11 protein-coding genes are annotated in these 14,416 nt (G+C 44.1%); 4 read left to right on the top strand and 7 right to left on the bottom strand.

Annotated features, from left to right (window positions below; translation table 11 throughout):
* Positions 1–45: 45 nt before the first annotated feature.
* Entirely contained in the window at positions 46–921 is an 876-nt protein-coding gene (hslO, locus tag BDE27_RS05725; RefSeq protein ID WP_099131850.1) for an Hsp33 family molecular chaperone HslO, read from the top strand.
* A gap of 190 nt (positions 922–1,111) precedes the next feature.
* Positions 1,112–2,731 (top strand): phosphoenolpyruvate carboxykinase (ATP), encoded by a 1,620-nt coding sequence (gene pckA / locus BDE27_RS05730; RefSeq protein ID WP_099131849.1) that lies wholly within the window; start codon positions 1,112–1,114, stop codon positions 2,729–2,731.
* A gap of 66 nt (positions 2,732–2,797) precedes the next feature.
* Here pckA and BDE27_RS05735 read toward each other — a convergent pair whose 3' ends face one another.
* The 5 genes from BDE27_RS05735 to BDE27_RS05755 all read right to left on the bottom strand — a co-directional run bounded on the left by BDE27_RS05735 (position 2,798) and on the right by BDE27_RS05755 (position 9,576).
* Positions 2,798–3,493, bottom strand: coding sequence for a pirin family protein (locus BDE27_RS05735; RefSeq protein WP_099131848.1), 696 nt, complete (start codon positions 3,491–3,493; stop codon positions 2,798–2,800).
* A gap of 315 nt (positions 3,494–3,808) precedes the next feature.
* Positions 3,809–4,738 (bottom strand): GNAT family N-acetyltransferase, encoded by a 930-nt coding sequence (locus BDE27_RS05740; RefSeq protein ID WP_099131847.1) that lies wholly within the window; start codon positions 4,736–4,738, stop codon positions 3,809–3,811.
* A 10-nt stretch (positions 4,739–4,748) separates the two neighbouring features.
* A complete protein-coding gene (locus tag BDE27_RS05745) occupies positions 4,749–5,993 on the bottom strand; it encodes a phenylacetate--CoA ligase family protein (protein WP_099131846.1) in 1,245 nt (414 codons plus the stop codon).
* 15 nt (positions 5,994–6,008) lie between these two features.
* Positions 6,009–8,444 carry an acyl-CoA reductase gene (locus tag BDE27_RS05750; RefSeq protein ID WP_099131845.1) on the bottom strand — a complete coding sequence of 812 codons (2,436 nt, stop codon included), beginning with the start codon at positions 8,442–8,444 and terminating at the stop codon, positions 6,009–6,011.
* A 1-nt stretch (position 8,445) separates the two neighbouring features.
* Positions 8,446–9,576, bottom strand: coding sequence for a LuxE/PaaK family acyltransferase (locus BDE27_RS05755; RefSeq protein WP_099131844.1), 1,131 nt, complete (start codon positions 9,574–9,576; stop codon positions 8,446–8,448).
* 693 nt (positions 9,577–10,269) lie between these two features.
* Here BDE27_RS05755 and BDE27_RS05760 point away from each other — a divergent pair.
* The gene (locus tag BDE27_RS05760; protein WP_099131843.1) at positions 10,270–10,839 is read left to right on the top strand and encodes an Ail/Lom family outer membrane beta-barrel protein; all 570 of its coding nucleotides are present in this window, start codon (positions 10,270–10,272) and stop codon (positions 10,837–10,839) included.
* 115 nt (positions 10,840–10,954) lie between these two features.
* Here the strand turns inward: BDE27_RS05760 and BDE27_RS05765 are convergent, their stop codons facing one another.
* Entirely contained in the window at positions 10,955–12,172 is a 1,218-nt protein-coding gene (locus tag BDE27_RS05765) for a BaiN/RdsA family NAD(P)/FAD-dependent oxidoreductase (protein WP_099131842.1), read from the bottom strand.
* Between the two features lie 298 nt (positions 12,173–12,470).
* Here BDE27_RS05765 and pitA point away from each other — a divergent pair, with 298 nt between their 5' ends.
* The gene (gene pitA / locus BDE27_RS05770) at positions 12,471–13,961 is read left to right on the top strand and encodes an inorganic phosphate transporter PitA (RefSeq protein ID WP_099131918.1); all 1,491 of its coding nucleotides are present in this window, start codon (positions 12,471–12,473) and stop codon (positions 13,959–13,961) included.
* Positions 13,962–14,021: 60 nt separating this feature from the next.
* Here the strand turns inward: pitA and uspB are convergent, their stop codons facing one another.
* Positions 14,022–14,351 carry a universal stress protein UspB gene (gene uspB / locus BDE27_RS05775; RefSeq protein WP_099131841.1) on the bottom strand — a complete coding sequence of 110 codons (330 nt, stop codon included), beginning with the start codon at positions 14,349–14,351 and terminating at the stop codon, positions 14,022–14,024.
* Positions 14,352–14,416: the final 65 nt, after the last annotated feature.

Genomic DNA, 14,416 nt, shown 5'->3' on the forward strand with positions numbered 1-14,416 from the left:
TGAAAGACGAAGAGTACAACCGTCTCAGTGAAATGAGAGAGATTTATGACCAAGTATGACCAATTACACCGCTTTTTATTTGAAAGCCATTCTGTCAGAGGGGAACTTGTTTCCGTTAGTGAAACTTACCAACGGATGCTTGAGAATCATCATTTCCCCCAACCGGTACAGCAGCTATTGGGTGAATTGTTGGTCGCAACCAGCCTGTTGACAGCCACCTTAAAATTCAATGGTGATATCACGGTACAGATACAGGGGGATGGGCCGGTCAAACTGGCGGTAATTAATGGTAACAACCTGCAACAGATGCGTGGTACGGCCCGTATTGATGGTGAAGTGAATGCCGCAAGTAGCCTGCGTGATATGGTCGGTAATGGTTATATGGTCATCACTGTGACACCAACAGAAGGTGAGCGTTATCAAGGCGTTGTGGCACTGGAAGGCAATACATTGGCAGAGTGTCTGGATGCGTACTTCAAACAGTCAGAGCAGTTGCCAACTCGCCTGTTTATCCGTACTGGTATGCAGGATGGAAAAATAGCAGCAGGTGGCATGTTATTGCAAATCTTGCCTGGGGCACAAGAAGGCAGCGAAGATATGCTTGACCATTTGGTGCAACTGACTGCAACCATTAAGGGAGAAGAGCTGTTTACGCTGGATGCGAAAGAGATTTTGCATCGCCTTTATCATGAAGAAGATGTCACGCTATATGAACCTCAGCAAGTGGAATTCCGTTGCACCTGCTCCCAGCAACGTTGTGCTGATACGCTGGTGACGTTATCAGAAGCTGATCTTCAGGAAATTTTGCACAACGATGGCAAAATCGACATGCAATGTGAATTTTGTGGCATGCACTATGTTTTCGACGAGAAAGATATCAACGAAATAAAGGCTGCAAAAAAGAGCGGTTGCACTGATTAGCAATGAACTCTTATAGGGCGTTATACACGCCCTTTTTTATACGAATAATTCTGCCATTCCGTGCCCTGTGTCTCATATAAACTTAAAAAAAGTAATGTGATTTCAATTTTTTGATAACAATCGCTGTTAATTAGTCATAATTATTTATTATCCCCTACAGAGATAAAGTATAACCGACCAGGAGCAACAAATGAGCGTTACAGGCATTACTGAGCAGGAACTTGCGGTTTATGGTATTCACGGTGTTAGTGAAATTGTTTATAACCCAAGTTATGAACTGTTATTCTCTGAAGAAACTCAACCCTCATTACAAGGGTATGAGCGTGGTACATTGACTAACCTTGGTGCTGTCGCGGTAGATACAGGTATTTTCACGGGGCGCTCTCCGAAAGATAAATATATTGTCCGCGATGATATTACCCGCGACACCGTATGGTGGGCTGATCAGGGCAAAGGAAAGAACGATAATAAACCGCTCAGTCAGGAAACCTGGTCTCATCTAAAAGGTTTGGTTACTCAGCAGCTTTCAGGCAAACGTTTGTTTGTGGTTGATGCTTTTTGCGGAGCCAATGCGGATACGCGTTTGAAAGTGCGTTTTATTACTGAAGTGGCGTGGCAGGCACATTTTGTGAAAAATATGTTTATCCGCCCGTCAGACGAAGAATTAGTTGGCTTCACACCTGATTTTATTGTGATGAACGGAGCTAAATGCACCAACCCTCAATGGAAAGAGCAGGGGCTGAATTCTGAAAACTTTGTTGCTTTTAACCTGACAGAGCGTATGCAGTTAATCGGTGGTACTTGGTACGGTGGTGAAATGAAAAAAGGGATGTTCTCGATGATGAACTACCTGTTACCACTAAAAGGTATTGCCTCTATGCACTGTTCCGCCAACGTGGGTGAAGCGGGAGATGTCGCTATTTTCTTCGGTCTTTCTGGAACAGGGAAAACCACACTTTCCACTGATCCGAAACGTAAGTTAATCGGTGATGATGAACATGGCTGGGACGATGATGGCGTGTTTAACTTTGAAGGTGGTTGCTACGCGAAAACTATCAATTTGTCCAAAGAGGCTGAGCCGGATATCTATCACGCCATTCGCCGTGATGCCCTGTTGGAAAACGTCACTGTACTGGCGGATGGTACGGTTGATTTCAATGATGGCTCTAAAACAGAAAATACCCGTGTTTCTTATCCGATTTACCATATTGAAAATATCGTTAAACCGATCTCAAAAGCAGGGCATGCGACCAAGGTTATTTTCCTGACCGCAGATGCTTTCGGTGTACTGCCTCCGGTTTCCCGCTTAACTCCAGAACAAACCCAATATCATTTCCTGTCTGGCTTCACGGCAAAATTGGCAGGAACTGAACGTGGTGTGACGGAACCTACACCAACTTTCTCTGCTTGCTTTGGGGCGGCATTCCTGTCACTGCATCCGACGCAATATGCGGAAGTCCTGGTTAAACGTATGCAATTATCGGGGGCGAAAGCCTATCTGGTCAATACAGGTTGGAATGGCACGGGTAAACGTATTTCCATCAAAGATACCCGTGCGATTATTGATGCGATTCTTAATGGTGACATTGAAGAGGCGGATACCATTCAACTGCCGATTTTTGATCTGGCCGTACCAACGACATTGCCGGGCGTAGATACCAACATTTTGGACCCACGCAATACCTATGCCGATAAATCTGAATGGGATGTGAAGGCAAAAGATCTGGCCCAACGTTTTATCAATAACTTTGATAAATATACTGACACCGCTGCGGGTGCTGCATTGGTGAAAGTTGGCCCTAAGCTGTAATGTAATTTAAGTTTTCAATGAAAGAACTCTATTCGGTTGGGTAGAGTTCTTTTTCGGTACTCAACATCAGTTGGATGGTAAATCAAACAGTAGGATTTCACTTTCTTGATTTGCAGTTAGCCGAAGTTGGGACTCATCCCAAATAGCAACACCATCGCTGGTGGTAGCCCGAATTCCATTGATCATTACTTCACCACGAACAACCTGAATCCAGATGTTGCGTGCTTTTTCCATGTCATATTCACCATTTTCACCATTTCTTAATGCCCAACGCCATAATGTCATATCCTGAAAAACTTTTAGGGAACCAGCACGGGCATCAGGAGAAAGAATTAATTGGCGACTTTCGGTCGTATCAAAGTGGTGTTGTTCATAACGAGGAGTGAGTCCTGTTTTTTCCGGTATGATCCAGATCTGGTAAAGATGCAGTTGGCTATCATGCTGTGGGTTATATTCTGAGTGACGGATACCCGTTCCTGCACTCATAATCTGGAATTCTCCCGCAGACACTCTCCCTTTGTTCTCCATATTGTCTTGATGCTCCACCGTTCCAGACAGCACATAAGTCAATATTTCCATATCATTGTGAGGATGCATGCCGAATCCCTGTCCAGCATCAATCACATCCTCGTTAATAACCCTGAGAGCAGAAAATCCCATGAAATTTGCATCATAATAGTTGGCGAATGAAAAAGTATGCCAACTGTCCAGCCAGCCGTGATTGGCATGACCCCGTTCTGAAGCTTGGCGTAAGTAGATCATTGCAAAATCCCTCAAATTTTTTTTGTAGTCTAGTTGAAGGAGTGAAATAGAAAAGACGGGAAATTTAATCTAAATATTCAAAATTTTTGAATAAAAATAAGACAATATCAGGGTAAAAAAAAAGCCAACATAAAGTTGGCCTATAAAGTAAACACTGGAAGCAATGTGAGCAATGTCGTACTTTCACATGGACCCTGAAGGTGGTGCACTGAAAGTGCTAAGAATGATAATCGTTCTCAATATCATTTGTAAAGTGTTTTTTTAAGCAAATTTGAGGTATTGCTTAAGATTCGTGTTGTGATGTTAGTTGTGATGTCAGCTCACCCCCAATTCCATCTGATAGAGATGTTGAGTGCCCATATCATGAAATTGATAGGGTGTTAATTGGTAGCCTCGTAGCCACAGTAAAAACCACCCATCATGCGTGTCCGGGCAAAGCCCGGCGAATCGAAATCCGCCTTTTTTCAGCAATGAGCATAACCCCAGAGCTTCTTCACATGCAGGCAGTTTCAAATAGATTAACTGTCCAGAAGGAAGATCGATGATCTCCGATAAAAAGTCAGCATGAACCTCGTATAGTGTGATTTCCAAACGTCGACCGGATTTTTTAATGCTAAATGGCTCAGAGATCATGGAACGCCGATACATTAATGGTGCATTTAGGGGTGATTCACCAACATATTGACTGACTTGGGCGACCCAGCCTTGCCAAGGTTGGGGCCAGTTCAGTTTAGGTAATGGCAATGATTTAAATGGCAAAATGCCCTGCACAATACTTTCGGGTTCTGGCAAACCAAATGGCGAATCAACATAATCCAGCATCAGCGCCGTAGAATAGAAACCCAAATTTTGGGCGATGTACTGGCTTTTAGGGTGTGAGCATACCTGTTTCATCGTCAATAAATTATAACCTTGCTCTTTCGCATAGCCGCATAAATAACTGCCCAGAGACTTAGCCACACCATAACCTTGAAAATCAGGATACACAGCAATCAGCGCCAACTCTGCCTGACTTTTCTGTACCGTATCTTTAACCAGAGAAGCATGACCAATAAGCAAACCTTGGTGGAATGCCAAGGCGGAGTACCATTGCCCTGTAGTTTGGTGCTCATTGATAAGCTTTGGTAGATAGATATCAGGATAGACATATGAATCACCGTAAACCTCACGGAATAGTTGGCTGATCTTTTTATCATCCCCTGGCTGATAGCTGCGGATCTGAATGGCGGATTGGAAGATAGTCATCGATTCAACCTTAGTTATAACGACGTAGATCCACAACTCGCTGCAATTTTCCTGATCGTGGGTGCGTAGACATGCTATCGATATTAGTTTGCACGATCTCCAGTATATTTTGATGTATGCAAGCCTCTTCCAGACCTGGAAAGGCGGCCATAACCCGATGGCGTATTCTGTCGATATCTACAGGTTGCAGGCTTGCTACCAACAATCGGAGCTGATCTTGCCCTGCCTTCTGACTTAGCTCCAATTGCCAGGCCAAAAGCTCTGTTTGTTGTGATAGTTGTGTCGCTAAATCGTCAGGGAATAATGACAGAGTGCCAAATCGTACACGATAACCTTGATTAGCACGTCCTTGCAGAGCGAATTTACGGCCTGGTTGTTCTGGCTCGCACCAGCAAGCCATATCACCAGTAGGATAGCGGATCACAGGCATAAGTTGTCGTTGCAGGTTAGTGACAACTAATAAACCACGTTTCCCTGGCACAGTAATGGGCCGATGAGTTATTTCATCGACGATTTCGATAATCGTGTCGTCAGAAAATACGCGATGCTCTCCCTGTTTGCAGTCGGGATCAGCAAAGCCAATCAAACCGGCATCAACACTGGCACAACCGATTGAACCTAAACGGGCGTGAGGAAAAACTTGTTGTATGATAGCGACCTGTGGATCAAACAAACTTTCTCCACCATAGAGAATGGTCTCCACCATCGGTAATGTTTGCCCCATTTCTTTCAAATAGTGAGCCAGGCGGATTAACTGCACAGGTACACCTGCCAGAACATTGATATTGTGAAGGCGGATATTGTTAATCAGCAATTCATCTTCCACCTTACAGGTGAAAGGAAATTCCAATATAGGGATTGGTGCATTCGATAATGCGCCGTGGATAAATATAAAGCTGGTATAAAGATCGCCAGCAAAAAACAGGTTAGCCACCCGATCCCCGGTTTTTAATTGGCGGGCAATGCCTTGGCCAAAGGAATTAATAAATGCTTTCCACTCTTGCTGACTGAAAACCGACAACCGTCCATCGCTGGTTGAGCCACCTGTTTTAAACACATGACCGCCTTCCAGTGGTGCAGTCAGCACCGGCCATGTTGGTAAATTAGTTGAATGTGCCCAGTAATGACTGGGTTCCACGAGTGGTAAATCTTCCAAAACCCAATTATTGGGAATGGATTTATAGAGTTCTCGGTAATAAGCTGAATGCTCGCGTGCATGATGGAGCAAATCAGTCAATGTCGTTTTGGTCATCATCTTAATTTTACTCAATTAATATTTACGCAAGTCGATGAATAATGGTGTTTTTCCACTATGTTCATTGCGGTGAAACTCTGCACTTGAAGTGGAAATAACGTCTAAGTTCAGCAGGTTTCCTTCAACAACTTCGGCAATTTTGGGGTCTTTCAATAAGTTTTGGCGCACAGTGAGGGGATCGGCATGATCAACCAATAGCTGAATGCTATCGATACCATCACTGTTATGGTCGATTACCCATTGCACGGGTAATGCCAATTGTTCAGACAAATTAGCAAGATTGAAAAAAATAGTGCCTACCCGTAACAGGGAACCATGGCGCTCTTTAAGTCGGAAACGTGGTGAAGTCAGACCACAAGAACAAGGTTGATTAATCCAGCAACCGAGATCCCCTAAATCGTAGCGTTGGACGGGTTGTGCCTCACGGTGGCGGGAAGTGAATACCAGACGACCCGTTTCACCCTCTGCCACGGGTTGATCATTCTCTATATTGAGAATTTCCAGCCATTGAGTATCAGCCATTAAATGGAAAATACCATCCTCGCCGGCTGCGCACGCATGACCCATTGGCCCAGCGTCGACTGAACCGTAAATTGTTGAACGTATCAGGGTAACGCCAAAATTGGTCAGGAAATTTCGCTGGTTTATATTGAGGTGTTCGCCACCCAGTAATAGCTTACGAATGCCGCCATATTGACGTAGTTTGGTTTCTTCATTTAGAAATAGCCGATGTATCGTGCTTGGCATACCTACCAGCGTATTAATGCGTTGATGTACGATAAAATCAGCGATTTCCCTAAAGTCATTATCAGTAGGGCCACCCATTGGATATTGTGTCACTCCCAATTTATCCAGAATGGTGAAGAAGCTCATCATGCCACCGTACAACTTCCCGCCATACAACAGGTTCATGACGCGATCGGTTGCAGGTTCAAGCCCTGAGGCGAATACGCCATCGGCTGCGGCCAGCATCTGCCTGTGGTAATCATGGTAGCTATAAGCCGCCAGCTTAGGCGTACCACTACTACCGCCACTTCGGAAAAACAGACGAGCCTTATCATTAGGAACCAGCGCCTGAAAATCTGCCTTATTCATGACTGGCAGATTTTCTAATCCGCTTGGACGTGGTGGAGGTACATCAAGATGGGCGCAACCTGCCATTAAATCAGGCGCAAGGCTGACAGATACTCGCTTGGTAAGGCGTGATAGTGCGTAGACTCCATCGTGTGGTTCACCATGATAGCCGTCATGCATCTGTCCCGCCGGCGTGATACGGTTGACACCTGCAGCAAACAGGGCATGACTTATTTCGGTAATATGCTCTTGGTGGGTAATCAACGCACAGCTTTGCAGATAGTTACGCCAGGGCAGCAAAATAGCGCACAGATGCTGACGTGGAGCAGGGCGTATCTGCAATGTACGGAACAAAGGAGACGCTGCTAATTCTTCTTCGTGTCGCCATATCACTCGCCAGTCGTCGGCTTGCCATATTTCACCGCGTACCTGTGTAAACGCAAAATCGAGTTGTTGGAAAGCCGTTTGAGTCGTAATTTCAGCGGATTCCTGAATATCAGGGGTCAGGGCTGGATGTAGTCCGGTACGGCGTTGCAGCGCGGCTGCCATGCGTTGTCCAATATGTTGTAAAACTTCAGGATCATCGCTATCGACCAGCAAACATTGTGGGCTGGAACAGGCTTGTTGGTCATAACGACAGATGTCATCAGCTAATGCATCCAATTGGGTATCATCGGCGGCATCAGGGCTTAACCAGGCAATACTGATACGGTGCCCCCAATCTATCCAGCGGCAACCTGCGGGGAGTTGAGCACGAATGGATGTCAGGGAAGAATCGTTTCCCCAAGCAGAAACCGCATCAGCCTGGCTGAACAGCTCAGTCAATTGTGTCACTGGCAACGGTAAGACTGCTACCCGAGCAGCTAAATCACCTGAAATATCATGAGCCAAAAATTCTGCCAGCAGTTGTGCACTAAACCCGTTATCGCTGCTGCTTGGACGTAACCAGTTAATATTACCCACCAGCAAACTCTCTATTACGGCCATAAAGGGCAGAAGTTCAGCATTGGAAGGTGTAATATGGACGACCAAGCCTAATGGCTTCCAGGTCTCGTATCGGTTCTGGTTATAATCGAATCGACGCAGTGAAAAAGGGTTTTGCCCAAGTTCCCGCTCCAGTTTGGCTTCCAGGGCTTCACGTTGGCAAAAAGCGCTAAGTGATTCTCGGGTTTGGGCATCAAACAATGGGTGTTCACCCAGATTGGCAAGATATTCGGCAAAGCGTTGTGCGCAATCAAGTACCTGCTCAGAAGTATGGGGGTGTGCCAACAGATCAGGTAAACACTCATGCAATTTCGCGATTTCTTGCCCTGCCAATTGCTCTGAAGACATCGGATTATTCATCATTTTTACGGAAACGGTATTTACGGAAGACATATCAATATCTCTTAATCAATTCTGAAGCGGCAATCGCACAACTACGGCTTTTGCTAGTGCCAGCGCGGCCAAGCAGTTCAAACCAATCTGTTTCAAGTTCACAACCACAGCTTTCACCGTAATGCAGTACAGCCAGATCACTTGTAACGATGCTATGGGCTGGGCAGGAAGTGATATAAGGTGATGTAAGATGCAGAAATCCTGGTTCCCCATAGGGTTGGCAGGTTAAATTTTGGGTGTGGCGTACATAAGCACGGGCATAGACCGGAACATGAAAATTATGGTGAGAACATTCAACATAAGGGACTGGGTGTTCAACGGAACCATAACCATCGCGGCAGCGAATATCTGGGATACCCAATTGCTCGGTTATCCGTTGGTACAGTTCTTTTTTAGGAATGGATTGATCGGCATGTGTTTTCCAGCCCCCACCGAGGAAAACCAGCGATTCAGGATGTAATTCTAGTGCTGGCAGCCCCATCTTCTCCATCCTTTGCAGGGTGAACCACAAAAAGGCAGGAAAACCGAAAATCCGAACTGGCAATCCTTCCTGAGCGAATTGCTGGAGTGCTGTAATAGTACCGAAAGGATCGAATTCATTACCTTGTCCGTTATGGCGCAAAGCATAATAAGCCCGATTTACCGGAGCATATTTACACAGGAATTGATCGGTGTAGGCTGTACCCAGTGTGACGGCACCAGCGGGTTCGTAGCTAAGCAGCAGGTAGTTACAGAGTTGATTAGGAGTATTCCAGCCATAATAGTCAAAAATACAGTCCACCATATGCTGGGCAGCCGCAATACTTACAGCATCATAGCGCATACGGCTTTTTTGTCCGGTGGTTCCAGAGGAAGTCAGTTCCAGCGCATCGTGTGCACTATCGCTGAGTATTAGGTTACGTTTGAAATAATTGGCAAATAGCAAAGGCAGATTTGACCAATCATCCAGTGCCATTAGTGCTTGTTTATCCAAGCCATGATCTGACAGCCATTGCTTGTAACCAGGGGTATGTGCGCAGTGATATAGCGTCAGTTCACACATGGCGTTATTAAATAGTGCATCATATTCGGTACAAGCACGGTAAGGATGTGTGATAGCACACAGTGCTTTGACGTGAGGTAAGTTTTGCATATCAGTACTCATTCTTCAGTAACAGCTACAAAGGATTATTAATTAAAATTTATTAATTAATTTTTTATTCTTAGGTTGGGTGTAATAATTAATTTGACGTCTATTTTAATTTAATATTTGGGCGTTGTTGGAGGATGATATGTTGGATCTGACAGTGGTATTTTTTTTGAAAATAGTGATATTGCGTATAATGATAAATGTTTTTTTTACCGTATTACAGTTAATGTCAGTCCTGCGTTTGCGGAGCACATTATTTCAAACCAAATGATAGCAATCAAACTTTTTTTCTAATGTTTTGTTTTTAATTCAATCATTATTTAATACATCTATCTTATTATTTATTATTATGTGTGACGGAGTTAAGTTTCTTTTGGTGTGTGAATGGATTAGGAAAAACACCTATTTTAGAGATAATTTAAGAAATTAAAGCGAATTTTATATTCAAAAAGAGTCTGGCTTTGCCATATGGAAAATTAAAAGTAAATATACCATCAATTGGGGATTATTTGTGTCTCAATTCGTAAAATTCAGTCAGCAATATTATAAAAATATCATCATAACATGCGGTGTAAAAGATAATAATAAATTGTGATTATTTTATATGAATTATTTTTATGGGTTATATTTTACGTTGTATTTTTTCGAAATTTAAGTATATTTCTATGCGATTTATACAACAAAGAGATACTTATAATGAAAAAAGCTCTATTGACTTCAGCGATCGTTGCTGGGTTATCTATTTCTTCATTGACAGCGCATGCAAGTGGTAAACACACCATTTCATTAGGCTACGCCCAAACCGATATAAAGGCGCAAATTGAGGGAAGTGAACCAAATATGAAGGATCTGGATAAGGATCCAAGAGGTCTCAACCTGAAATACCGTTATGAGATTAATGATAATTGGGGCTTTATCAGCTCGGTCACACAAACCAAGCTAGAAATTAACTACTATCATCCTCATAATCGACAGTTATCAGTTGGTAATGGGGACATTACTTATAGATCATTGATGGCTGGTCCGACATATCGCTTCAATGAATATGTCAGCGCCTATGCCTTGATTGGTGCAGCTAAAGTTGAAGGTAAAGCTCGTTTGACTGCACAACCAAGTGTAAGTAAAAAGAAAACAGCTGTTGCCTACGGTACAGGATTACAATTTAACCCGATACCAAGTGTAGCTGTTGATGTTTCCTACGAATATTCTGATTTAAGCCAGGCTAAAACAGGAACGTGGACAGTTGGCGTTGGCTATCGTTTCTAATTTGCTCCAATAGCTATCCCAAAACTTCACCCTGAATGTCAAACTGATGTATGAGTATTTAGGGTGTTGTTCTGTCCAATATTCTCAATTTTTAGGGAATATCAACTCCATTCAACTAAATGCCTTCTTCAGAAAAATTTCTGCACAACACCAAAGCCTGCGCACAAGCCCACGCCGAACTCCATGCCCATTGGAAATTATATCCACCAAGCCAACCGGTTACATCGACCACTTCACCAATAAAGTACAATCCCTTCACCTTATGGGTTTCCATCGTTTTTGATGACAACTCGTGAGTATCCACGCCGCCAAGAGTCACTTCCGCTGTGCGATAGCCTTCCGTACCATTGGGTTGTACCTGCCAGCATTGCAGGGTTGTGATCAGCGCTTTTTTCTGTGCGGGATTGAGTTGTTTCAGGGACAGTTCCGGCAATTGCCCAAGGGACTGCAAACATTCCACCAGACGTTTGGGCAGTAATTTAGCCAGTGTGTTTTTCAAACTCTGGTTGGGATGAGATTCCTGTTCCTTATCCAGAAAATTCTCGAAATCTGTGTCAGGAAGTAAGTTAATACTCACATATTCACTAGGTTGCCAATAACTGGAAATCTGCAAAATAGCTGGGCCAGAAAGGCCGCGATGGGTGAACAGAATGTTTTCCCTGAATACGGTACCATCTTTTGCGGTCACGACAGAAGGAACTGAAACGCCGGAAAGCGTTTGAAGTTGTTCCAGTAGTGGTTTATGCAGGGTAAAGGGAACTAATGCTGCACGTGTAGGCAGGATGTTGAGTCCAAATTGCTCTGCAATGCGGTAGCCCAAAGGAGAAGCTCCCAGGCCAGGCATGGACAAACCACCGGAGGCTACAACAAGTGAGTGTGCACTTACTTGTCTTCCTGTTACTGTAATGACAAAACCCTGCTCTTTCTTTTCGACATGGGTAACTTCACTGCGCAATCGAATCGTTACTTGCCCTATTTCGCACTCTTTCAAAAGCAGGTCTATGATTTGTTGCGCGGAGTTGTCGCAGAAAAGCTGTCCCAATGTTTTTTCGTGGTAAGGGATATTATAGCGTTGTACAAGATCAATAAAATCCCACTGGGTATAGCGAGCAAGTGCTGACTTACAAAAATGGGGATTGGCGGAAAGGTATGCCGTTGGTTCGGTATACATGTTGGTGAAATTGCAGCGCCCTCCACCGGACATCAAAATCTTGCGACCAGCTTTTTTGCCATTATCCAGTACCAGAACGTTTAATCCAGCTTGCCCTGCTTGTGCAGCACAGAATAAGCCGGCAGCGCCAGCACCAATAATAACTACATCAAATTTTTCCATTCATTTGTCTCTTTTAGCCGAGTTAATTGTGGGAATTCACTGCATTGTGAGGGCTCTGTTCACGAACTACGGAGAAAAATAGGCATTTGGTTTAACTTTCTACGATAAAAAGTTATTTTTCATCAAAAAAATATCAAAATATTAAAATTAAATAACTCTTTGATATAGTTAATAAATGCAAGGATTTTTATGCCATTTGACCATCATTAAATCAAAAAAAGGTCATATTTCTCTTTTCCCGCTAACGTTTGTCACTGATAATGCGCGCGTTCATGTCCTACTAACTGGCTTAACGTTTATGCTACATCTGTTTACTGGCCTGGAATTTTATACCGGCCTTATGTTAGTGCTTGCTCTGTTGTTTGTGCTTTTCTATGAAGCCATCAATGGGTTTCATGATACCGCAAACGCAGTAGCAACTGTTATTTATACCCGGGCAATGCGTTCACAGCTCGCTGTTGTGATGGCAGGGGTTTTTAACTTTTTGGGTGTTCTCCTTGGTGGGTTAAGTGTCGCTTATGCGATTGTGCATCTACTACCTACGGATCTTCTGCTAAATGTCAGTTCAGCTCACGGTTTGGCTATGGTTTTTTCCATGCTGCTGGCGGCGATCATCTGGAATTTAGGTACGTGGTATTTCGGCATTCCTGCATCCAGTTCCCATACGTTGATTGGTTCTATTATCGGCATCGGCCTGACTAATGCGATAGTGACCAGTTCTTCAGTGGTTGATGCGTTGAATATTCCGAAGATGATACAGATTTTCATGTCCTTGATTCTGTCTCCTCTTGTTGGCCTGATCATTGCCGGAGCGATGGTGTTTTTACTGCGTCGCTACTGGAGTGGTACAAAAAAACGTCGTCGTATCCATATGACGCCTGTTGAGCGTGAAAAACAGGATGGCAAACGTAAACCCCCATTCTGGACACGTACTGCCCTGATCCTCTCTGCTGTTGGTGTGAGTTTCTCCCACGGAGCGAACGATGGTCAGAAAGGAATTGGTTTGATTATGCTGGTTCTGATTGGCGTTGCGCCTGCAGGGTTTGTCGTCAATATGAATTCAACCAGTTATGATATTGCACGTACTCGTGATGCCGTTGTCCACTTGCAGCAGTATTATGGGCAGCATACTCCAGCGCTGACACATGCGATTGAGCTGAATCCAGCCGTTTCTTCTGTTGACGATCAGCTAGATATGACGTTCCATTGCGATAGTTCACGCGCATTAGTGGTGCTGAACAAGGCTGAAAGCATGTTGGCGAGTATTCAAAATTTCAACGAGTTAACGCCGGATCAACGTAACAGTATGCGCCGTATGTTGATGTGCGCCGCTGATACGACCAACGTTGTGGCTAAGCTGCCAGAAACCAGCCTTGAAGATGCACGTTTCCTGAATAAGCTGCGTAAAGATCTGCTAAGTACCGTGGAATATGCGCCATTATGGATCATTGTTGCCGTGGCTCTTGCCTTATCTTTGGGCACAATGGTTGGCTGGAAACGTGTTGCTGTGACTATCGGTGAGAAGATTGGCAAAAAAGGCATGACTTATGCCCAAGGTGTTTCTGCGCAGGTGACTGCTGCGGTTTCTATTGGTGTTGCCAGTTATACCGGTATGCCGGTATCCACGACACAAGTGCTCTCTTCTGCGGTAGCGGGGACGATGCTGGTTGATGGTGGTGGTGTGCAGAGCAAGACTATCAAGAATATCATGTTGGCGTGGGTTTTGACGTTGCCGATTTCCATTGCATTGTCGGGCTTACTGTATTGGATCGCCCTGAAACTGATCTAATCACATCTTAGAAAAAAGGTTGGCTGTTCGTTATTGCAAGCCAACCTTTTTTATTTTATCTCAGATCATCATCGCTACCAGACATAGCAGAACAACGCCACATAGCATTTCTGTCAATATAAATTGTTTTCTCATCCTTTCGCATAACAAGACGACATCAGGGTCGTGATGGTTGATATAACTTTGTGAATTGATATAACGCACGAGCCGAATCTGCTTATTGAATTGACCATTAGCTTTAAAAAAACCATTCCCATCAACGGCTTGATACAGCATTGGATCTGACTCGCGTAAAATTGACAGAAGTACACGGAGCGAAGAAAAGTAGCGCATTATGTTAACAATGCAGATAAGACAAACAGCCCAAAATAGTGCCGTGGTATTGAACATACTTCCCCCTCCTGATCGTGGCAGCAATAGTTGCCAGCAAAAGAAGAAACCAACCGGAAACGTTT

It is taken from the genome of Xenorhabdus ehlersii, assembly GCF_003610465.1.
GTDB lineage: Bacteria > Pseudomonadota > Gammaproteobacteria > Enterobacterales > Enterobacteriaceae > Xenorhabdus > Xenorhabdus ehlersii.